The 20,161-nt window shown below is 41.0% G+C and carries 21 protein-coding genes; 13 read left to right on the top strand and 8 right to left on the bottom strand.

Annotation, left to right across the window (positions count from 1 at the left end; translation table 11 throughout):
- Window positions 1-2: 2 nt before the first annotated feature.
- Entirely contained in the window at window positions 3-428 is a 426-nt protein-coding gene (locus tag BTO08_RS07530; protein WP_005370860.1) for a nucleotide triphosphate diphosphatase NUDT15, read from the bottom strand.
- A gap of 162 nt (window positions 429-590) precedes the next feature.
- On the opposite strand from BTO08_RS07530, the gene aroA reads away from it, so the two are divergent.
- The 7 genes from aroA (at window position 591) to pyrF (ending at window position 7,383) form a co-directional block, all read left to right on the top strand.
- A complete protein-coding gene (aroA, locus tag BTO08_RS07525; RefSeq protein WP_105061323.1) occupies window positions 591-1,871 on the top strand; it encodes a 3-phosphoshikimate 1-carboxyvinyltransferase in 1,281 nt (426 codons plus the stop codon).
- A gap of 216 nt (window positions 1,872-2,087) precedes the next feature.
- The gene (gene cmk / locus BTO08_RS07520; protein ID WP_105060513.1) at window positions 2,088-2,765 is read left to right on the top strand and encodes a (d)CMP kinase; all 678 of its coding nucleotides are present in this window, start codon (window positions 2,088-2,090) and stop codon (window positions 2,763-2,765) included.
- A 123-nt stretch (window positions 2,766-2,888) separates the two neighbouring features.
- Window positions 2,889-4,559, top strand: a complete 1,671-nt coding sequence (gene rpsA / locus BTO08_RS07515; RefSeq protein ID WP_005370867.1) for a 30S ribosomal protein S1 — start codon at window positions 2,889-2,891, stop codon at window positions 4,557-4,559.
- Between the two features lie 79 nt (window positions 4,560-4,638).
- Window positions 4,639-4,929 (top strand): integration host factor subunit beta, encoded by a 291-nt coding sequence (gene ihfB / locus BTO08_RS07510; protein ID WP_008986714.1) that lies wholly within the window; start codon window positions 4,639-4,641, stop codon window positions 4,927-4,929.
- A 129-nt stretch (window positions 4,930-5,058) separates the two neighbouring features.
- Entirely contained in the window at window positions 5,059-5,343 is a 285-nt protein-coding gene (locus tag BTO08_RS07505) for a LapA family protein (RefSeq protein WP_005366997.1), read from the top strand.
- A 6-nt stretch (window positions 5,344-5,349) separates the two neighbouring features.
- On the top strand, window positions 5,350-6,519 hold the full coding sequence (gene lapB, locus BTO08_RS07500; RefSeq protein WP_045082605.1) for a lipopolysaccharide assembly protein LapB: 1,170 nt from the start codon (window positions 5,350-5,352) through the stop codon (window positions 6,517-6,519).
- Between the two features lie 153 nt (window positions 6,520-6,672).
- Window positions 6,673-7,383, top strand: a complete 711-nt coding sequence (gene pyrF, locus BTO08_RS07495; RefSeq protein WP_105060512.1) for an orotidine-5'-phosphate decarboxylase — start codon at window positions 6,673-6,675, stop codon at window positions 7,381-7,383.
- A gap of 62 nt (window positions 7,384-7,445) precedes the next feature.
- Here the strand turns inward: pyrF and BTO08_RS07490 are convergent, their stop codons facing one another.
- The 6 genes from BTO08_RS07490 to pspF all read right to left on the bottom strand — a co-directional run bounded on the left by BTO08_RS07490 (window position 7,446) and on the right by pspF (window position 13,892).
- A complete protein-coding gene (locus BTO08_RS07490) occupies window positions 7,446-8,270 on the bottom strand; it encodes a peptide ABC transporter ATP-binding protein (protein WP_005367003.1) in 825 nt (274 codons plus the stop codon).
- A complete protein-coding gene (locus BTO08_RS07485) occupies window positions 8,267-9,268 on the bottom strand; it encodes a peptide ABC transporter ATP-binding protein (RefSeq protein ID WP_105060511.1) in 1,002 nt (333 codons plus the stop codon). Before BTO08_RS07485 ends, BTO08_RS07490 begins: the two co-directional genes overlap by 4 nt.
- Before the next feature lies 1 nt (window position 9,269).
- Window positions 9,270-10,157, bottom strand: a complete 888-nt coding sequence (sapC, locus tag BTO08_RS07480; protein WP_045129544.1) for a putrescine export ABC transporter permease SapC — start codon at window positions 10,155-10,157, stop codon at window positions 9,270-9,272.
- Window positions 10,144-11,106: an ABC transporter permease gene (locus tag BTO08_RS07475; protein WP_105060510.1), complete on the bottom strand. Its 963-nt coding sequence runs from the start codon at window positions 11,104-11,106 to the stop codon at window positions 10,144-10,146. The genes sapC and BTO08_RS07475 overlap by 14 nt, the downstream gene beginning before the upstream one ends.
- A 3-nt stretch (window positions 11,107-11,109) precedes the next feature.
- Entirely contained in the window at window positions 11,110-12,729 is a 1,620-nt protein-coding gene (gene sapA, locus BTO08_RS07470) for an ABC transporter substrate-binding protein SapA (protein ID WP_105060509.1), read from the bottom strand.
- Window positions 12,730-12,866: 137 nt separating this feature from the next.
- Window positions 12,867-13,892: a phage shock protein operon transcriptional activator gene (gene pspF / locus BTO08_RS07465; RefSeq protein ID WP_105060508.1), complete on the bottom strand. Its 1,026-nt coding sequence runs from the start codon at window positions 13,890-13,892 to the stop codon at window positions 12,867-12,869.
- 209 nt (window positions 13,893-14,101) lie between these two features.
- Here pspF and pspA point away from each other — a divergent pair, with 209 nt between their 5' ends.
- The 5 genes from pspA to BTO08_RS07440 all read left to right on the top strand — a co-directional run bounded on the left by pspA (window position 14,102) and on the right by BTO08_RS07440 (window position 18,014).
- Entirely contained in the window at window positions 14,102-14,767 is a 666-nt protein-coding gene (pspA, locus tag BTO08_RS07460; protein WP_005367014.1) for a phage shock protein PspA, read from the top strand.
- A gap of 56 nt (window positions 14,768-14,823) precedes the next feature.
- On the top strand, window positions 14,824-15,051 hold the full coding sequence (gene pspB, locus BTO08_RS07455; protein ID WP_006646015.1) for an envelope stress response membrane protein PspB: 228 nt from the start codon (window positions 14,824-14,826) through the stop codon (window positions 15,049-15,051).
- Window positions 15,051-15,437: an envelope stress response membrane protein PspC gene (gene pspC, locus BTO08_RS07450; RefSeq protein ID WP_105060507.1), complete on the top strand. Its 387-nt coding sequence runs from the start codon at window positions 15,051-15,053 to the stop codon at window positions 15,435-15,437. The genes pspB and pspC overlap by 1 nt, the downstream gene beginning before the upstream one ends.
- Window positions 15,438-15,594: 157 nt before the next feature.
- Window positions 15,595-16,992, top strand: a complete 1,398-nt coding sequence (locus tag BTO08_RS07445) for a YcjX family protein (RefSeq protein ID WP_105060506.1) — start codon at window positions 15,595-15,597, stop codon at window positions 16,990-16,992.
- A complete protein-coding gene (locus BTO08_RS07440; protein WP_005367022.1) occupies window positions 16,989-18,014 on the top strand; it encodes a YcjF family protein in 1,026 nt (341 codons plus the stop codon). Before BTO08_RS07445 ends, BTO08_RS07440 begins: the two co-directional genes overlap by 4 nt.
- Window positions 18,015-18,093: 79 nt before the next feature.
- Here BTO08_RS07440 and BTO08_RS07435 read toward each other — a convergent pair whose 3' ends face one another.
- Entirely contained in the window at window positions 18,094-18,600 is a 507-nt protein-coding gene (locus BTO08_RS07435) for a hypothetical protein (RefSeq protein WP_005367023.1), read from the bottom strand.
- A 189-nt stretch (window positions 18,601-18,789) separates the two neighbouring features.
- On the opposite strand from BTO08_RS07435, the gene BTO08_RS07430 reads away from it, so the two are divergent.
- The gene (locus tag BTO08_RS07430) at window positions 18,790-20,151 is read left to right on the top strand and encodes a DUF1800 domain-containing protein (RefSeq protein WP_105060505.1); all 1,362 of its coding nucleotides are present in this window, start codon (window positions 18,790-18,792) and stop codon (window positions 20,149-20,151) included.
- Window positions 20,152-20,161: the final 10 nt, after the last annotated feature.

The raw sequence follows: 20,161 nt of genomic DNA, 5'->3' as shown, positions 1-20,161 counted from the left end.
GTTTATTCACTGACACAAAATCGATTTTCTAAATAGCAACGAATTGCTTGTTCGCTAGCATCAAATTGTGGTGATGGGACATGATGAGGATCGACCCATAACCAATGCTCACATTTATCAGGTTCTGTTAGCTGCAATTCGCCTGTAAATGATGTCGCTAACAAAGTAACACTAATATAATGCTTTCCACATTCATCATAGGTTTCTAAGTTGTTAGTTACAGCTATAACCTCGGGATTATAAATAGTTAAATTTGTTTCTTCTTTAACTTCACGAATCGCGCATTGACGAAATGTTTCGCCAACCTCCATATGACCGCCTGGAATGGAATAGTAGGGAGCGTGACTGTTTTTTCGTTTTCCTATCAAAATCTGGTTTTGCTCATTCACAATGATGATACCGATCCCGACCATAGGAGTTGTCGTCATTACTGCTGTCCTTTAATTCACTGTTGCATCCTATTGATTTTACCAAATAATAAATCAAATATCGTTATTGTTATAGCTAGCAATGAACGGGTACTAGCTAACTGATGCAATATTCGTTAATCTGCTTAAAGGTTAAAGAATTAGGATTGGATGAATAATCAAATGGAAAGTATAACGTTACAGCCGATAGCTAAGATCAATGGTGAAGTAAATTTACCGGGCTCAAAGAGTGTTTCGAATCGCGCCCTATTATTGGCAGCGTTAGCAACAGGTACCACGCGCCTCACTAATTTATTAGATAGTGATGATATTCGCCATATGCTTAACGGATTAAAGCAGTTAGGTGTGAATTACCAATTATCTGAAGATAAAACGGTTTGTGAGGTTGAAGGGTTGGGCCGCGCATTTTCACCTAATGAGCCCCTTGAATTATATTTAGGCAATGCGGGGACAGCGATGCGTCCGCTTGCAGCTGCATTGTGTTTAGGCGGCGGTGAATTTGTTCTAACGGGTGAGCCGCGAATGAAAGAGCGCCCTATTGGCCACCTTGTTGACGCGTTACGTAGTGCTGGCGCTGACATTACTTATCTCGAAAATGAAAACTATCCACCACTAAAGATTATAGGTACTGGTTTGAAAGGTGGTGAAGTTGAAATTGATGGCTCTATTTCAAGCCAGTTTTTAACTGCCTTCTTAATGGCTGCACCTTTAGCACAAGCAGATACTGTTATACGCATTAAGGGTGATTTGGTATCAAAACCTTACATCGATATTACGCTACACATTATGGCGCAGTTTGGTGTTGAAGTTGAAAACCGTAATTATCAAGAGTTCGTTGTTCGAGGTAATCAAACCTATGTTTCACCGGGTGAATTACTTGTTGAAGGCGATGCGTCTTCAGCGTCGTATTTCTTAGCAGCTGCTGCGATTAAAGGCGGTGAAGTAAAAGTCACAGGTATTGGTAAAAAGAGTATTCAGGGTGATATTCAATTTGCTGATGCGCTTGCTGCGATGGGGGCGGATATCGAGTGGGGTGATGATTATGTTATTGCTCGTTGCGGAGATCTCAGTGCAGTAGATATGGATTTTAACCATATTCCTGATGCAGCAATGACTATTGCAACAACCGCATTGTTTGCCAAAGGTACAACATCGATTCGTAATGTTTATAACTGGCGTGTAAAAGAAACCGATCGTTTAGCTGCAATGGCTACAGAGCTTCGTAAAGTTGGTGCAGAAGTAAAAGAGGGTGAGGATTATATCACTATCGTGCCACCAACCACATTACAGCATGCGGCTATTGATACCTATGATGACCATAGAATGGCGATGTGTTTCTCGCTGGTGGCATTGAGCGATACGCCAGTAACGATTAATGATCCAAAGTGTACCTCAAAAACATTTCCTGACTACTTTGATAAATTAAAGGGATTAAGTTGTTAAGACTGTAATAAATTTGTCTGATAGCTGAGATTACATTTTTAAAAGCCTGATCTTCTTGCATCAGGCTTTTTTATTGGCGTAAAAAGGAACATAAGGTTAGGACATTACACTATAAATTGTGATTTTTTTTCCGTATAATGTGCCACCGTTTGAAGGTACAGAGAAACCTTTGGTTCTGTCTTTCATCTGTTACGGAAACTACATCGGAGAAAACCTATGTCTACTCATGCTCCAGTCATCACTGTTGATGGTCCAAGCGGCGCCGGAAAGGGGACGCTATGTATGCTATTAGCAGAAAAACTGGGCTGGAATTTATTAGATTCTGGTGCAATTTACCGTGTTTTAGCGTTAGCGGCTATTCATCATGGTGTTGATATCGAATCAGAAGACGCTTTAGTTCCTCTTGCTGCGCACTTAGATGTTCAGTTTATTGCAGAAGGTGAGTTGGTTAAGGTTATTCTTGAAGGTGAAGATGTTTCTGGCACGCTTCGCACTGAAGAAGTAGGTAATACAGCATCAAAAGTGGCTGCTTTACCTCGCGTTCGAGAAGCATTACTACGTCGTCAACGCGCTTTTAGTGAGCAACCAGGCCTTGTGGCAGATGGTCGCGATATGGGAACCGTTGTTTTTCAAGGCGCAGAAGTGAAAATCTTCCTTGACGCAAGTGCAGAAGAACGCGCAACTCGACGTATGAATCAGTTGCAAAAAAAAGGCTTAGATGTTAACTTTAGCAGCCTTTTAAGCGAAATCCAGGAGCGAGACTACCGCGATCGTAATCGTGCTGTAGCGCCTTTACGTCCTGCTGATGACGCATTAGTACTAGATTCAACCGAATTATCGATTGAACAGGTACTTGAGAAAGTCTTAGCATATGTTGATGCTAAGCTAAAATAACGAATCCATATTTAGTTGTGTAAACAGCTAAATAACGTCAGTGTCATGGATGATAACTGACTTTATTATCAACCCCATGCGGTAGGATACCCATGGTTGTTTATCATATTGAAGATTAATTAAATGACTGAATCTTTTGCTCAACTCTTTGAAGAGTCGCTAAACCAAGTTGAAACTCGCCCAGGTGCAATCGTTAAAGGTACTGTAGTAGCTATCGAAAACGGTTACGTACTAGTTGACGCTGGTCTAAAATCTGAGTCATCTATTCCTGCTGAAGAATTCAAGAACGCTGCTGGCGAACTAGAAATCGAAGTTGGTGCTCAGGTAGACGTTGCTCTTGACGCGATCGAAGACGGTTTCGGTGAAACTAAACTTTCTCGTGAGAAAGCTAAGCGCCACGAAGCTTGGATCCAGCTTGAAAAAGCTTACGAAGATGCTGAAACAGTTGTTGGTATCATCAACGGTAAAGTTAAGGGCGGCTTCACAGTTGAACTTAACGGCATCCGTGCGTTCCTACCAGGTTCACTAGTAGACGTACGTCCAGTTCGTGACACTGCTCACCTAGAAAACAAAGAACTTGAGTTCAAAGTAATCAAGCTAGACCAGAAGCGTAACAACGTTGTTGTTTCTCGTCGCGCAGTTATCGAATCTGAGAACAGCGTTGAGCGTGATGAACTACTTGCTTCTCTACAAGAAGGCATGGAAGTTAAAGGTATCGTTAAGAACCTTACTGACTACGGCGCATTCGTTGATCTTGGCGGTGTTGACGGTCTTCTACACATCACTGACATGGCTTGGAAGCGTGTTAAACACCCTTCTGAAATCGTTAATGTTGGCGATGAAATCAACGTTAAAGTTCTTAAGTTTGACCGTGAGCGTACTCGCGTATCACTAGGTCTTAAGCAACTTGGCGAAGATCCATGGGTTGCAATCGCTAAGCGTTACCCAGAAAGCACTAAGCTTACTGGCCGCGTAACTAACCTAACTGACTACGGCTGCTTCGTTGAAATCGAAGAAGGCGTTGAAGGTCTAGTACACGTTTCTGAAATGGATTGGACTAACAAAAACATCCACCCATCTAAAGTTGTTAACGTGGGCGACGAAGTTGAAGTTATGGTTCTTGATATCGACGAAGAGCGTCGTCGTATCTCTCTAGGTCTTAAGCAGTGTAAAGCTAACCCATGGCAGTCATTTGCAGAAATGCAAGCTAAGGGCGACAAAGTTACTGGTAAGATCAAGTCTATCACTGACTTCGGTATCTTCATCGGTCTTGAAGGCGGCATCGACGGTCTAGTTCACCTATCTGACATTTCTTGGAATGTTTCTGGTGAAGACGCAGTTCGTGACTTCAAGAAAGGCGACGAAATCTCTGCAGTAGTTCTAGCAGTAGACGCTGAGCGTGAGCGTATCTCTCTAGGTGTTAAGCAAATCGAAGAAGACCCATTCAACTCTTTCGTTGCTGATACTAAGAAAGGTGCTCTAGTAACTGGTAAAGTTACTGCTGTTGACGCTAAAGGCGCAACTGTTGAGCTAGGCGAAGGCATCGAAGGTTACCTACGCGCTTCTGAAGCATCTGTAGACCGTGTTGAAGACGCAACTCTAGTTCTTTCTGTTGGCGATTCTGTTGAAGCTAAATTCACAGGCGTTGATCGTAAGAACCGCGTAATCAACCTATCTGTTCGTGCTAAAGACGTTGCTGAAGAGCAAGAAGCAATGGCTACTCTGAACAAGCAAGATGATGCTGCGTTCGGTAATGCTATGGCTGACGCTTTCAAAGCTGCTAAAGGCGAATAATTGAGCATAGAGGGAATAGGCTTAGCTTTTTCCCTCTAAACGGCTATACTATTGAGAAACTTACTAAAACGGAGTGTTTATGACAAAGTCTGAGTTAATTGAAAGACTATGTAGTCAACAAACACATCTTTCTGCTAAACAAGTAGAAGATGCAATCAAGGACATCCTTGAAAATATGGCGAACACGCTTGCTGAAGGCGATCGCATTGAGATCCGTGGCTTTGGTAGCTTCTCATTGCATTACCGTGCTCCTCGCGTAGGCCGTAATCCTAAAACTGGTGATAAAGTTGAGTTGGACGGTAAATACGTTCCTCACTTCAAGCCAGGTAAAGAATTACGTGACCGTGTTAATGCATCAATTGCTGCTTAACCGCGAATAGAACAAAAAAACGGCATACTCTCAGTATGCCGTTTTTTTATGTCTTTTGGTCATGGTCTGATGAGTAAAATTACTGCATAATCAATCTATCATATTGTTGATTTAGTGAGAGGATTCACGATGAAAATTTTGGGTATTATTGTTTTAGTTGCTGCATTCTTAATAACACTGGCTCTCGGTGCGCAAAACCAAATTTTAGTAAACTTTGACTATTTAGTTGCTCAAGGCGAATTCCAATTATCAACGCTATTAGGTATTGCCTTTGGTTCTGGCTTTATCATTGGTTGGTTAATCTGTGGCACGCTATATCTAAAAGCACGTTTTGCTAAAAACCGTTTAGCGAAGAAAGTGACAAAACAGCAACAAGAACTAGATTCTCTACGCGCACAGCCTGTAAAGGAATAAGTATTAATGCTTGAACTGTTGTTCCTACTATTACCTATTGCTGCAGCTTATGGCTGGTATATGGGTAACAGGAGCGCAAGTAACAATCGACAAGAGCAGTCTCATCGCTTATCTCGTCAATATGTAACAGGTCTTAATTTGCTGTTATCTGATCAATCAGATAAAGCCGTCGATCTGTTTATTGAGCTGCTTCAAGTTGATAGCGAAACTATCGATACTCACCTTGCTTTGGGTAACTTATTCCGAAGCCGAGGGGAGGTCGATCGTGCTATTCGTATTCACCAAAATTTGATTGCTCGTCCTAACTTGACGATAGAGCAACGTAATTTGGCGCTTCAGCAGCTAGCAAAAGACTATATGGTTGCAGGTTTTTTAGATCGTGCTGAACGTATCTTTGAACAATTGCTGGATGAACCAGAATATAAAAAACCTGCGCTACAACAGTTATTGTCTATCTATCAGCAAACACGAGAGTGGGAAAATGCGATAGATATGGCTTCTCAACTTGTTAAATTAGGCAAAACAAAATTAAAGCATGATATTGCACACTATTGGTGTGAACTTGCCATGCTTGAAATGAGTGCGCAGAATCAGGATAAAGCGATTCAGTGTTTGAAAAAGGCACTTTCAGCAGATAAGCAGTGTGTCCGCGCTTCGATCACAATGGCTAAGATTCAGATCAAAGATAAAGAATTTAAGCAGGCAGCCAAAACACTTGAACGTATTCTAGAGCAAGATGCTGAATTTATTGGTGAGGCTTTGCCGTTATTATTAGAATGTTACGAAGCATTGCATAATGAATCGGGGTGGCTGAAATATCTACAGCAATGTGTTGAAGCTAAAGCGGGCGCTTCAGCAGAACTCATGTTAGCAGACGAAATTGCGAAAAATGAAGGGGCAGTGTCTGCTCAAGCATTCATGACTCGTCAGCTACAAAAGAACCCGACCATGAAAGGCTTTTATCAGTTAATGGATTACCATTTAGATGAAGCGGAAGAAGGTCGTGCGAAAGAAAGTTTAACCAGCTTACGACATCTCGTTGGTGAGCAATTAAAAATTAAACCGCGTTATCGTTGTCGCCAGTGTGGTTTTGCTACTCACTCATTGTATTGGCAATGTCCATCTTGTAAGAATTGGGGACAAGTTAAGCCAATTCGTGGATTAGATGGCGAATAATGTATGAAAAAATAAAGAAACCAGACATTGTGATCTGGTTTTTTTATGCCTATTAAAGCGTAAATTTTATTCGTAAACGTTTGCGTTTGATGTAGAATCTGCGCGCGGCTGGATTGCTGCAGTAGGAAACAATTAGATATCACAGGAGACTCAATGCTAGACGCTAAAGTAATAGACCCTAAAGTAATCGTAGCCCTTGATTATGATAATCAGAATGAGGCACTCGCTTTCGTCGATCGTATTGAGCCGGGAAGTTGCCGATTAAAAGTCGGTAAAGAGATGTTCACTTTTTTTGGCCCTGATTTCGTGCGTCAACTGCATGATCGGGGTCATTCTGTATTTTTAGACCTTAAATTTCACGATATTCCCAATACCTGTTCAAAGGCGGTAAAAGCAGCGGCAGATCTTGGTGTATGGATGGTTAACGTTCATGCGAGTGGTGGTGAGCGTATGATGACAGCTTCACGTGAAATTTTAGAACCGTATGGTAAAGACCGCCCACTATTGATTGGTGTAACGGTGTTAACCAGTATGGAAGCATCAGATTTAGCGGGTATTGGTATTAACTGTGAGCCACATCAGCAAGTACTTAACCTTGCATCACTGGCAAAAAATAGTGGTTTAGATGGTGTGGTTTGTTCTGCCCATGAAGCTCATACGCTGAAACAAGGTTTAGGTCAGGGTTTTAAGCTAGTAACACCAGGTATTCGCCCAGCAGGTAGTGATGCAGGCGATCAGCGTCGAATCATGACACCCGTAGAGGCAATTTCTGCTGGTTCTGATTACCTCGTGATAGGTCGCCCAATTACACAAGCTGAAGATCCTGCAAGTGTCTTGGCACAGATAAACAAATCGCTTGTGTAGCATCCGCGATATAAATGAATAAGCCCGCTTTTATGCGGGCTTTTTCATTTTTATATTTTGCGTTATGTGCTGATTTTGGGTGTTGAGTTATTAATTCGTGTGCTTTTATCTTTCTTTGGCGAGCTAAAGTGACTATCTAATAATTTTTGCGTTAATGGATGTTTTGGATTGTTAAATACATTCGCGGTACGACCTTTCTCTACCACTTCACCATCTTGCATCACCATCACTTTATCACTGAAGTGTTTTATCACACCCATGTGCTGTGACACATAGATATAGGACAATCCCATTTCTTCTTGCAGTTCTAATAACAGGTTTATCATCTGAGAACGCATGGACATATCAAGCCCGTTTAGTGCTTCATCAGCAACGATAATACAGGGCTGAAGAATGAGAGCACGAGCTAATGAAACACGCTGTTTTTGACCCGTAGCCAGCATTTGTGGATAGAAATAGGCATGTTCAGGAAGTAAGCCAACTCGTTTTAGTGTATCCATAATACGTTTTTCACGCGCTTGCGGCGTCATATTGGTATTACGTTTTAATGGGCCTTCCAGAATACGACCAATTTGAATACGAGGATTAAGCGATGTATTCGGATCTTGGAAAATCATTCGGATCAGTTTACAGCGCGTTTGGTAATCACCGCTTGATAAGGTGTCACCATTTACGCGAATAATGCCACTGGTTGGTTCGACAACACCAGAAAGCATTTTTGCCAAGGTTGATTTACCTGAACCATTTTCACCCAGCAGCGCAATTGTTTCACCTGCTTCAAGGTGAAAAGAGACAGGTTTTACAGCTTCGATTGTGCGTCTACGGAAAAAACTTGAACGATAATGGTAATCTTTCTTTAGATTTTCTACTTCCAATAGCGAACTCATTTACTGTCTTCCTCCATGTTTAGCGGGAAGTGACAGCTAAACTTATGGTTTTTAATTTTTCTACGTTTAGGCACTTCAACACATTTACGTTGAGCATGAGGACAACGAGGACCTAATCGGCAACCAATCGGTAAGTGCTGAAGTGGAGGAATAGATCCCGGTAACGTTTCTAGTTTCGTCTTATGGCTTATATTGTTTAAGCTAAAATCAGGCATAGCACGCATTAACGCTGCGGTATAAGGGTGATGTGGTGACTCTAACAACTGCTTAGAAGTACCAGATTCAACCGATTGTCCACAATACATGACCGTAATTCTATCAGCCCACTGGGTAACAGTCGTTAGATCATGACTGACTAATAAAATAGTGGTGTTACCTAGCTGATTCATCCTGCTTAATAAACGAAAGATTTGAGCTTGGGTAATCGGGTCTAAGTCGTTTGTGGGCTCATCGGCAATCAATAATCGTGGACGGTTTGCAATCGCCATCGCGATCATGACTTTTTGACATTCGCCATCGGTTAATTCATAAGGGTAGCTACGCATTACGCGTTTGTGCTCTTTGATGCCGACTTTATGCAACAGTGCGATAGCTTGTTTTTGACGCCAGTGAAAGCGTTGCCAAAAATGCCCAGTAAATGATGAAGAGGGAATGGCTTCTTCCAATTGTTCCCCAATTGTTTCAGAGGGATCAAGACAGGTTGATGGCTCTTGGAAGATCATTGCCATTTCACGGCCAACAATTTTTCGTCGCTCACGATGAGATAGAGTGAGTAAGTCAATATCACCTAGGCGCATGCGATCGGCACTGACGCGCCAATTATCTTTTGACACGCCCGCAATCGCTTTCGCGACAAGGCTTTTACCTGAACCAGATTCGCCTACTAAACCACGAATTTCACTTTCGTTAATGGTTATGCTCATTCTATCAACCGCTTTCACCATGCCTTGTGGCGTGTCGATTTCGATAGTGAGATTACGTATATCGAGTAATGGCATATTAATCAATCCCTGCATTAAGTGCTTGGCGAAGACCATCACCGACTAAATTAATCACTAGAACGCTAAACATAATGGCAAGACCCGGTAATGTGACTGTCCATGGTGCAAGGTAAATTAGTTCAACAGAGTCACCTAACATGGCGCCCCATTCTGGTTGTGGTGTTTGCGCACCTAACCCTAGGAAACCCAATGCGGCAATATCTAAAATAGCAATCGAGATTGCACGCGTCATCTCAGTAATAATGGTTGATAAAATATTGGGTAAGATTGAATTCCATAAGAGGTAAAAATTATTAGCGCCATCTAATCGTGCAGCAATAACGTAATCTTTAGCAACTTCAGTATGAACGGCTGTGTACACTGCTCGAATAAAACGAGGGATCAAAGCTAGCCAAATAGCGAGCAAGATATGTGTTTCCCCTGGTCCCATATAGGCGACCACAATGATGGCTAATAAAAGCGAAGGGATAGATAACACGGTATCTAAAATATGATTTAAAAAGCTCGATTTTAAGCCTTTGCTCATTCCGGCAAGAATACCGATCAGCAAACCAATAATGCTGGATGCAAAAGCGACTAATAAGGCATAGCCAAAGGTTAACTGTGAACCTATGATCAAGCGAGATAAAATATCACGCCCTAAATCATCAGTACCAAAGAAAAAGTTCACATGACCAGAATTATCCCATGATGGTGGCATGAGAAGCTCACCAACCTGTTTTATCGGAGAATAGGGTGCTAACCATTGTGCTGTTAGGGTGACAATGAGCAAAAACAGTAAACACCATAGGCCAAACATAGCCAGTGAGTTAGCCCTGAAATTTTGCCAAGCGCGTTCCCATTGGGTTGGGATTGTTTCTTCTTGGTAAACACTATTTGATGGCATACCATTCCTTCCTTACTAATGGGTTCACCATAGCACCAGCCAAATCAGATAAAATGTTAGCCAATAAGATGAAGCTACCTACTGTGATTACACCTGCTTGAATGGCAACATAATTTTGATCTGCAATCGCATTAAGTAACCAACGACCAATACCCGGCCAATTAAAAATAGATTCCGTAAGCATGGCAAAGGTCATCATTGCCGCAAACTGCATCCCTAATTTAGGAATGATTGGGGGAAGGGCATTTTTCATCGCATGGCGGCGAACGATTTCAAAGGTAGATAAGCCTTTCGTTTGGGCGACTTTGATATAGTTTTTCGTCATTACGTCTGAAATTGAGGCTCGGGTTAAACGTATCACTTCTGTTGTAGGCGCCATCGCTAAAACAATCGTTGGCAATACTAAATGTTGTAGTGCATTAAGAAATGCTTCCATACGGTATGGTTTATCTGACAGCAAAATATCAATCAGAGCAAAGCCTGTGACATGATCAAATTGATATAACAAACTGTAACGCCCCGAAACAGGAAGCCAGCCTAAATTCAGTGAAAACAATAGAATTAATAACATCGCTAACCAAAATAGTGGGATGGAATAGCCCAGTAAGGTTATTGAGGAAATGATGGTATCAATAGGTTGTCCTCGATGTACGCCTGCGATAGTGCCCAGCGGAATACCAACGATTAACGATAGTATAAAGGCAAAAAAGCACAGCTCTAACGTTGCAGGAAATACGGTTAAGATTTCGCTACTAATAGGTATACCATTGGGTGTGATACCGAGATTACCTGAAAGTAGGTTCTCTAAATATAAAATCCAACCACTAAAAAAGCTTTGATGCGCCCACTGTAATTGGGTATCTAAACGCAAAATACTAAAACCAATTAAGGTCAGTATTAATAGCGTAATTACAAACAAATTTAGGCGACGTATCGTATAAATAAACATACTTTACTCAATTCGATAAACACTGGAAAAAGATCGTGAGCCAAAGGGATCCATCTGTAACCCACCTAGCGATTTATTGTGGGCTTGGAAATGGACACCATGAGCTAATGGGATCACAGGTATTTGTTGATCCAAAATATTTTGCGCTTGCTGGTAATATGCTTGGCGTTGTTGTTGCTTATTTGTGCGTAGTGCAATTTCAAGTAAATTATCAAAACCAAGATCACACCAGTTAGCGACATTGAGCCCTGCTTTTTTAGCATTGCATGACAATAATGGTCTTAAGAAATTATCAGGGTCACCGTTATCTGCGATCCAACCGGCAAGAACCATATCGTATTGAGTGGTATCAGTTAAACCAACACGTCCAATCGTTTCTTGATGATGTAAAGACACATTGATACCAACAGCTTTCAAATTAGCTTGGATTAATTCCGCGGTTTTACGAGGACTTGGGTTATACGGTCGAGGCTCAAGTGGTACCCACATTGTCAGGACTTGGTTGTAATCATAGCCAGCGGCATCAAGCAGTTGTTTGGCTAATTTAGGATTATAAGAAAGCGCTTTACTGTCGTGGTTATAAGCCCAAGACATTGGGGGTAATAAGCTTTTTGCTTCTGTTGCAGTACCGTAATAAACAGAATTGAGCAGTGTTTTTCGGTTTATTGCATAATTAATAGCTTCACGGATTTCTAATTTATTTAACGGTGTACGTTCTGTATTTAATGCTAGAAAGGATACATTCATCCCCGTTTGTGCAAGTAGTTTATAGTTATCGTTATTTGAAATAACAGGTAACTGACTCGCAACAGGAGAAGAAAGTACATCACATTCAGAGCTTAGCAACTTAGCAAGATTACCCATGCCACGGGCAGAGATATCAAATACCACTTGCTCCATTGGCGCGGCACCTTGCCAATAATCCTTATTACGTTTTAAGCGAATAAGATCATTGGGTATAAATTGATCAACGTAAAAAGGCCCCGTACCAATAGGTTTTGTATCAATAAGGCCGATACGTCCTGATTTTAATAGTTGTTGGCCATATTGCTCAGAATAAATCACCGCATAGCTGGTTGCTAAGTTAGACAAGAAAGAATTATCAGGGCGATTTAAGGTAAATTGAACCGTAAGAGGATCTTTAGCTTTGATAGTATCAATTAAATTAGCGAATCCAAGGCTTTCAAACCATGGGTAACGACCACCAGAAATATTATGAAAAGGGTGGTGTGGATTAATGATACGCTCAAAGCTAAAAATAACGTCGTCAGCATTAAGCGGACGTGTTGGAGTAAACCAATCAGTATGTTGGAATTTAACGTTATCTCGCAGCTTAAAGGTATATACCAAGCCATCGTCACTGACAGTCCAGCTTTTTGCTAGATCAGGAAGTGGTTTGTGACTGATAGGATCGAGTAACAGCAGGCGATCGAAAATTTGAGCCGAGAGTGTTTCTGCTGTTAATCCGCCATCCGTTAGCTGTGGATTTAATGTTGTCGGAGTATCTTGACCGCAATAAACAAAGCCATTGCTTTGCTTAGCGGTATTATGTGACGGCTCTTTACAACCTAAAAGGCCAAGTAAAGTGAAGCCGGCAATCAAAAGACGACTGTAAGCGCTCATATTTAATAGGCGTTAAATGAAATTAAGTCGTTAAATTTAACATTTTTCTTTTAACGTCACCAAGCTATCCTGCTTTATTTATAAGGAATTAGTCTAAAACCGTTACATATCTTTAATTATTTCTCGAATTTGGTTGATTAATCACCATTAACGTTAATGTCATACTTTCGAATTAATCCTCTTAACTGGTGATAACTTAAGCTTAAAAGTTCAGCGGCTTTCGTTTGATTAAAACGAGCTTGTTCAAGCGCATCATTGATCAATATGATTTCTTGATCTTGCAAGTATTGGCGAAGATCAACGGGAAGTTGAATGATTGAGTTTTCTTGTTTGACTACTGGTGTATCAACTTTTGATAAAGATTGTGGTGATATTGATTCACAAGATTGCCAAGCTGTAGCGAAAGGATCGGTATAAATTTCGGCAATAGCTTCATCTTCTGTGCTATGACGAAATACAGACCGCTCGACAACGTTTTTTAACTCTCGAATATTCCCTGGCCATTGATAGTCGAGTAGTTGTTGTTTTGCCTGTTGAGTAAAACCTGCAAAATAGCTATATCCTAGTTCTCGACACATACGCACAGCATAGTGTTCTGCTAATGGTAAAATATCGTCTTGTCGTTCGCGTATTGGTGGTAGGTGGATGATTTCAAAGGCCAGTCTATCAAGTAAATCAGCTCGAAATTTTCCCTCAGCAACTAATTTGGGTAAATTTTCATTAGTTGCACAAACTAAGCGTACATTCGCTTGGCAAGGTTTATTACCGCCCACGCGTTCGTACTCACCGTATTCAATTACGCGTAATAATTTTTCTTGAACCCCCATCGGAGCGGTCGCTAATTCATCTAAAAAAAGTGTGCCATTTTCTGCACGTTCAAAGCGTCCTTGGTGACGACCTTTCGCCCCAGTAAAGGAGCCAGCTTCATGACCAAATAGTTCAGAATCAATGACGCCTTCGCTTAGTGCGGCACAGTTTAGTGTTACTAAAGGTTGATCCCAACGCTTTGATAAGTAGTGAACGCGTTGGGCGATTAACTCTTTACCAGTGCCTCGCTCACCAAGAATAAGAATGGGACGATTGAGCGAAGCGAGGCGTGATGCTTGGTCTAGAACACTTAGAAAAGCATCAGATTCACCGATTAAGTTTTCCGTCTTACGCATTGGTTAATCTCACTATTAATTGGTTAAATTAACTATATCATAGCTTGGTTAAAAGTTAGTTATAAATTAAGTTATTGATATTAAATGATTTAAAAGTTGGCACAGTACTTGATATATCTAAGTGGCAACACAATAATATTAAGTTAGTATCACTATATAAACCTGTAAGCGTGATTACTGTGAAATGGGTTTAATCAAGGAGTTTAATGATGGGTATTTTTTCTCGTTTTGCTGATATCGTAAATGCTAACGTGAATTCGTTACTGGATAAGGCTGAAGATCCACAAAAGCTGATCCGTCTTATTATCCAAGAGATGGAAGATACATTAGTTGAGGTTCGCACATCTTCAGCACGTGCATTAGCTGATAAAAAAGAGCTACACCGTCGTATTCAAGCGATTGAATCACAAATTACAGATTGGCAGGAAAAGGCGAGCCTTGCACTGCAAAAAGGTCGTGAAGATTTAGCCCGTGCAGCACTGATCGAAAAGCAAAAACTGGCTGATGTCGCATTAACGTTAAATGAAGAATACAAACTCGTAGAAGAGACAATTGAAAAATTGTCATTAGAAGTCGCTGAACTTGAGCGTAAGTTGCAAGAAACACGCGCTCGTCAACAAGCATTAGTGACGCGTCATAAAGCCGCAGGCACTCGCCGTGATGTTCGTCGTCAGCTAGATACAAGTAAAGTTGATGAGGCGATGTCTAAGTTTGAGCAATATGAACGTCGCATTGATGAAATGGAAGCAGAAGCAGATAGTTATAGCTTTGGCCGTGGCAAAAGCTTAGAGTCAGAATTTGCTGATTTACAAGCACAAGACGAAATTGAAAAAGAACTTGAGCGCTTAAAAGCGAACATCAAGGATAAAGAGTAAGTACAACTAAGTTATCGTCGTTGTTTCATTGATTCTGCGCGAAAGGAGAACAAATAATGTCAATGGGTTTTATTAGCGTTCCATTAGTGGTGTTCATGATTATTGTCGCACCGCTATGGTTAATCCTTCACTATCGCAGTAAACGTCAAGCCGGTGAAGGGCTGTCAGGTGAAGATCAGAAAAAGTTAGAGACCTTGGTGGCACGCGCAGAAGATATGCAAGAACGTATTGTGACGTTAGAGCGTATTCTTGATGCAGAAGTGCCAAGGTGGAGGCAAAAATAATGAGTAAGACCTTATACCGTGATCCTAAAAAAGGAAAATTGGGTGGTGTGTGTGCTGGCTTAGCTGAATATTTCGGCATTGAAATTTGGTTAGTACGTATTCTTGCTGTTTCGGCCTTCTTACTTGGTTTAGGTTTTTTTGCCACAATTGCTTATATCGCTGCATGGTTAATTTTAGATAAAATGCCACCACAGCGAAAAGAGCAACAAGATACTTATACCGAGCACAACGTAAAACAGAAACCATGGCAGGCTGGTCGCTCTGCGCATCAAATTTTACAAAAAGTTGAATCAGAATTTGATACCGCAGAAAAGAAGGTTCAACAGATGGAAGCGTATGTTACATCTTCTGCATTTAAAGTCGATCGCGAGTTCAATAAGCTTTAATTATCCATAAAGCTTAGCCTAATGAAGCAGGTGCTGATCAATGTCAGACCTGCTTTTTTTCGTTATAAAGGCGTAATATAGTTAAATCACTTTATTGATAGTTATTAGAATAAAGTTGTTAAACCTAAAACAAAAATGAAAACAACTAGGGTTAATCATGAATCGAATCAGTAATGAGTTGAATAAGCTCGTCAATCGCAGCTTAGACCGACACGTTCGACTTGCCGTTACAGGATTGTCTCGAGCGGGTAAAACGGCTTTTATTACTTCTCTTATTAATCAATTACTGCATGTAAGTACGAATGCTCGCCTACCTATGTTTAGTGCGATGCGTGATGGTCATTTATTAGGTGCAAAGCGTGTTCCTCAGTTAGATCTGCATGTGCCTAAATTTGGCTATGATGAAGGAATGCAATCAATTTTGTCGACGCCTCCTGAATGGCCTGAGCCAACGAGAGATGTGAGCCAAACGCGTTTAGCTCTTCGCTATAAGCCTCAGAAAGGAGCAATGAAATTATTTCAAGATACCGCCACTTTGTATTTGGATATTATTGATTATCCCGGTGAGTGGTTATTAGATTTACCGTTACTTGATTTAGATTTTACTCAGTGGTCGGCACAACAAAGCCAAGTATTAAAAGGTAAACGCCTTGAGTTAGCACAGAATTGGCTTGCTAAAACCGAGATGTTTGATCCTTTTGCACCCGCAGATGAAAAGCAGATTGAAGAAATATCGAAGGCGTTCACCGAGTATTTGCATCAATGTAAAGCTGAAGGGGGATTACATTGGGTTCAACCAGGACGCTTTGTTCTGCCCGGTGAATTAGCTGGTGCACCTGTTTTACAATTTTTCCCACTATTGTGGAATAAAAAGTACACAGAAAAACAGCTGATAGATGCGGATGAAAGCACCAATGTAGGGATGCTTAGAAATCGCTATAAGTATTATCAACAGCATGTGGTTAAAGCGTTCTATAACGATCACTTCTCTAAGTTTGATCGCCAAATCATATTAGTTGATTGCTTACAGCCTCTTAATGCAGGACCTGAATCGTTTAATGATATGCGTCAAGCATTAGATCAGTTGATGCAAAGTTTTAAATATGGGCGTAGCTCGTTACTACGCCGTCTATTTTCACCGCGTATTGATAAAGTACTCTTCGCTGCAACCAAAGCCGATCATATTACGCCCGAGCAGCACCCGAATTTAGTCGGATTATTACAGCAGCTAGTAAATGAAGCATGGCAAACCGCTTCCTTTGAAGGGATTAAAATGGATTGTGTTAGCTTGGCATCGATTCAAGCGACTGAGCCTGGCTTTGTTAATCACAAAGGGCAGCAAGTTCCAGCGTTAAGGGGTGTCGATTTGTCAGGGAATGCACAAACTCTTTTTCCTGGAGAAGTGCCAAAACGGTTACCAAACGTTGATTTTTGGCAACAGCAGAGCTTTGATTTTATTAATTTCCGTCCGTTGCAACAGCAAAGTGACGAGCCTTTGCCGCATATCCGAATGGATAAAGCGCTTGAGTATTTGTTGGGAGATAAACTGCAATGAGTGAACCGTTAAAAAGTAAAATTGTTTTTGATGATCCAACAGTTAACCAAGAACAACTCAATATTGCGTCGAAATTGGAGTTTGCTCAACAAGCCGACTTTTTACCTGAAGCAATAGAGCAACAAGAAACTGAAATTGAAAAAGATCTCAAGCAAGTATTAGCAGCGAAACCTAAGCGTCGTTATGGCTTTTTGAAAGGATTAGTAGTTGCAGGCGCAGCAATGGTGGGGTGGCAGACGGTCAACCACGTTGTGACAGCTTATCAAACAGCAGATTGGTTATCGCTTGGTTGGAGTGCATTGGTTGCCGGTATTGCCGTGACTGGTATTGGTGCATTAGGTCGAGAGCTTTTGAAATTACGGCGGTTAAAATCACGTCAAACAGAGCGTGATGAAGCTCAACTCTTGCTTGATGGTGATGGCATAGGTAACGGCAAAGCCTTCTGTACAAAACTAGCGCAGCATAGTCAGATTAGTAGTGATAACTATGGCTATGATCGCTGGATGAATTCGTTAGATGCTACGCACAATGATCGCGAAGTACTTGAGCTATATGATCGCTTAGTGGTCAGTCAGCAAGATAAATTAGCCCGAAAGCTAGTAGCGAAATACTCAACTGATGCCGCAGTAATGGTTGCATTAAGCCCATTAGCAGTGGCTGATATGTTGCTGGTGGCATGGCGTAATTTACGCTTAATTGAACAAGTTTCGCGAGTTTATGGTGTTGAATTAGGTTACTGGTCTCGGATTAAGCTTCTTAAGCTGGTATTGGCTAATATGGCATTTGCAGGTGCATCTGAAGTGATCACTGATTTGGGGATGGATATGCTATCAATGGACTTAGCGGGACGTATGTCTACCCGAGTTGCGCAAGGGGTGAGTATTGGTTTATTGACGGGAAGACTTGGCCTAAAAGCGATCAGTTTAGTACGTCCTTTACCATGGTTACCGGGAGAGCAACCTAAATTGGCTGAAATACGAAGCGATCTATTTAAACAGCTTGGCACCAAAGAAAAAGATTAAGTAGATACTCCTTTATCAAGTATAAATAGAAGAGATAAAGTGGTCAGAGAGAATGCTAATATTTGACCACTTTTTTATCTTATTTAACGATCGCGAGATCTTCATCTCCGGGAGCATAACCAAATTTAATGTTTTTAATACTGCTATTAAGTTGAATATTACGAATAATAACAGGCATCGAAGTACCGAGTGCGGTAGACACGCCCGCCCATCCGTTTTCTTGTGCTGATAGCACAATATAAAGTGTCTCTTTCTTTTGCTTAAAATAAAGCACTTTAGCTGCATCTTGGTAGGGGAGCGTTGCAAGAGCTGCTTGTTCTGCAATGTCTTTTAAGTCTATTTTACCGTTACGAGGTTTTTTACAAGTATCAGTAAAGGCAGTTTTATCAAAAGGATCTGTACCACCTGCCTGAATAAAATCTGCCATTTTTTGTTTGTACTGATCCATGTCTTTTGGCAGTGATAAAACAAATTCACCTTTACCACATAGACTTTCTGCCGTCGTCTCGACTTGCTTGGCTGAGCTTTGTGCATCGCAACCAAATAGAGTGATGACTAAGGGAAGTAATATGCTCAGTTTCTTCATGGTTTACTCTATTGTTAAAAGAATCAGCTTAACCATAAATATGAGTTGGGGTGTTAGAAGATTGAAAATTAAATACTTATTTTCTTGTTATGTCGTCAAGATAGCATCTTTACAACACTTTACATTCTCTGAAGCTTATTTACGTTAGAGTTGTTATCGTACCTTTGGGTTAATGATAAGGACAACAAGGTGAATTATTATCCAACGGCAGCCATCATCACTGAGCAACGATTTGGCTTTGGCCCCAAACTGAATGATCAGCATGTATTATCGCTGTCAGAGCAGATCTCAACTAAACCATATATTGATACCGCTCTACAGTCTTTACCTTCGACGAATAATATTTTGGTTCAGATTGGTCTATTTAATCAACAGCGTAAAAAATTAAAAAAATCCCCGAATGAAAAGCGTGCAGTTCAAAAGCAGGTTAATCAATTTTTTAAGCTGAGTTATGAACAGCAAGTATCTGCACGTAATCTACAAACATTGCATTCCTCCAATAGTTTTCAAGAACGTTTAATTCAATTTTGGAGTAACCATTTTGCAGTCTCTGCCGATACGCGCAAAGTAAAACCGATTATTGCTGGGATTGAGAATGAGGTAATACGCCAACACTGGAATGGTAATTTTGCCGATATGCTTCAAGCAACGATTAAGCACCCAACAATGTTGATGTTTCTCGATAATAATCTATCGGTAGGACCTGATTCTAAATTGGGTAAGAAACGCCATAAGGGACTGAATGAAAATCTCGCACGTGAAATTATGGAGTTACATACCTTAGGGGTTGATGGCGGTTACAATCAGCAAGATGTTATCCAATTAGCGCATGCGATAACAGGCTGGATGGTCAGTTTTGATAAGCAAAATCCTGGGTTTAAATTTGCTGCTTGGGCGCATCAACCTGGTGATGTGATGTTATTAGGTCAGCGTTACGCACAAACAGGGATTGGACAGGGAGAAGCGTGCTTAAAAGATCTTGCATTGCATCAACAAACCGCAAGACATTTGGCAACTAAATTAGCTCAACACTTTATTGGTCAACCCAAGAAGGAGCTAGTGGATGATTTATCCGGTATTTATCTAAAAAATAACGGTGAATTACAGCCTGTTTATAAGAGATTATTGCAAGAGCCTGAAGTGAATACGGCTGCGCCTCTTCGGTTTAGAACGCCTCAAGAATGGTTATTTGCACTTTTACGTAGTGCTGATCTCAACCCACCTGAACACAAAATTACTCAACAATTGAGGTTATTGGGACAACAGCCATTTATGGCAGGTTCTCCGGCGGGATGGTCTGATCAAGATAGTGATTTCAATAGTTCTTCAGCGTTGATACAACGTTGGCAAGTAGCAAATACATTTGCGGTGCTTGTGGTAAGAGAAGCGAAGAAGCAAAAAGTCAAACCGCTTCAGTTGGTAAAAAAAGTGGTCAATAATCTTTATGGAAAAGATCTTGATCAACATACAGAGCTTGCAATGAATAAGGCTAACGGTGCGATAACGAAGTTAGTTTTATTATGGCTAAGCCCACAGTTTATGTATCGATAGCGAGATCGTG

This window comes from Photobacterium angustum (assembly GCF_002954615.1).
GTDB classification, from domain to species: domain Bacteria; phylum Pseudomonadota; class Gammaproteobacteria; order Enterobacterales; family Vibrionaceae; genus Photobacterium; species Photobacterium angustum_A.
Note: the sequence above shows the minus strand (reverse complement) of the source record. Positions and strands in the feature narration are given on the sequence as shown.

Excerpts from the sequence above, each read along its gene's own strand:
- BTO08_RS07490 (WP_005367003.1), bottom strand. The coding sequence starts at position 8,270 with ATGAGTTCGCTATTGGAAGTAGAAAATCTAAAGAAAGATTACCATTAT.
- BTO08_RS07435 (WP_005367023.1), bottom strand. The coding sequence starts at position 18,600 with ATGAAGAAACTGAGCATATTACTTCCCTTAGTCATCACTCTATTTGGT.
- rpsA (WP_005370867.1), top strand. The coding sequence starts at position 2,889 with ATGACTGAATCTTTTGCTCAACTCTTTGAAGAGTCGCTAAACCAAGTT.
- pyrF (WP_105060512.1), top strand. The coding sequence starts at position 6,673 with ATGCTAGACGCTAAAGTAATAGACCCTAAAGTAATCGTAGCCCTTGAT.
- BTO08_RS07505 (WP_005366997.1), top strand. The coding sequence starts at position 5,059 with ATGAAAATTTTGGGTATTATTGTTTTAGTTGCTGCATTCTTAATAACA.
- pspF (WP_105060508.1), bottom strand. The coding sequence starts at position 13,892 with ATGCGTAAGACGGAAAACTTAATCGGTGAATCTGATGCTTTTCTAAGT.
- cmk (WP_105060513.1), top strand. The coding sequence starts at position 2,088 with ATGTCTACTCATGCTCCAGTCATCACTGTTGATGGTCCAAGCGGCGCC.
- pspB (WP_006646015.1), top strand. The coding sequence starts at position 14,824 with ATGTCAATGGGTTTTATTAGCGTTCCATTAGTGGTGTTCATGATTATT.
- BTO08_RS07440 (WP_005367022.1), top strand. The coding sequence starts at position 16,989 with ATGAGTGAACCGTTAAAAAGTAAAATTGTTTTTGATGATCCAACAGTT.
- pspA (WP_005367014.1), top strand. The coding sequence starts at position 14,102 with ATGGGTATTTTTTCTCGTTTTGCTGATATCGTAAATGCTAACGTGAAT.
- BTO08_RS07530 (WP_005370860.1), bottom strand. The coding sequence starts at position 428 with ATGACGACAACTCCTATGGTCGGGATCGGTATCATCATTGTGAATGAG.
- pspC (WP_105060507.1), top strand. The coding sequence starts at position 15,051 with ATGAGTAAGACCTTATACCGTGATCCTAAAAAAGGAAAATTGGGTGGT.
- aroA (WP_105061323.1), top strand. The coding sequence starts at position 591 with ATGGAAAGTATAACGTTACAGCCGATAGCTAAGATCAATGGTGAAGTA.
- lapB (WP_045082605.1), top strand. The coding sequence starts at position 5,350 with ATGCTTGAACTGTTGTTCCTACTATTACCTATTGCTGCAGCTTATGGC.
- ihfB (WP_008986714.1), top strand. The coding sequence starts at position 4,639 with ATGACAAAGTCTGAGTTAATTGAAAGACTATGTAGTCAACAAACACAT.
- BTO08_RS07485 (WP_105060511.1), bottom strand. The coding sequence starts at position 9,268 with ATGCCATTACTCGATATACGTAATCTCACTATCGAAATCGACACGCCA.
- BTO08_RS07475 (WP_105060510.1), bottom strand. The coding sequence starts at position 11,106 with ATGTTTATTTATACGATACGTCGCCTAAATTTGTTTGTAATTACGCTA.
- sapA (WP_105060509.1), bottom strand. The coding sequence starts at position 12,729 with ATGAGCGCTTACAGTCGTCTTTTGATTGCCGGCTTCACTTTACTTGGC.
- sapC (WP_045129544.1), bottom strand. The coding sequence starts at position 10,157 with ATGCCATCAAATAGTGTTTACCAAGAAGAAACAATCCCAACCCAATGG.
- BTO08_RS07445 (WP_105060506.1), top strand. The coding sequence starts at position 15,595 with ATGAATCGAATCAGTAATGAGTTGAATAAGCTCGTCAATCGCAGCTTA.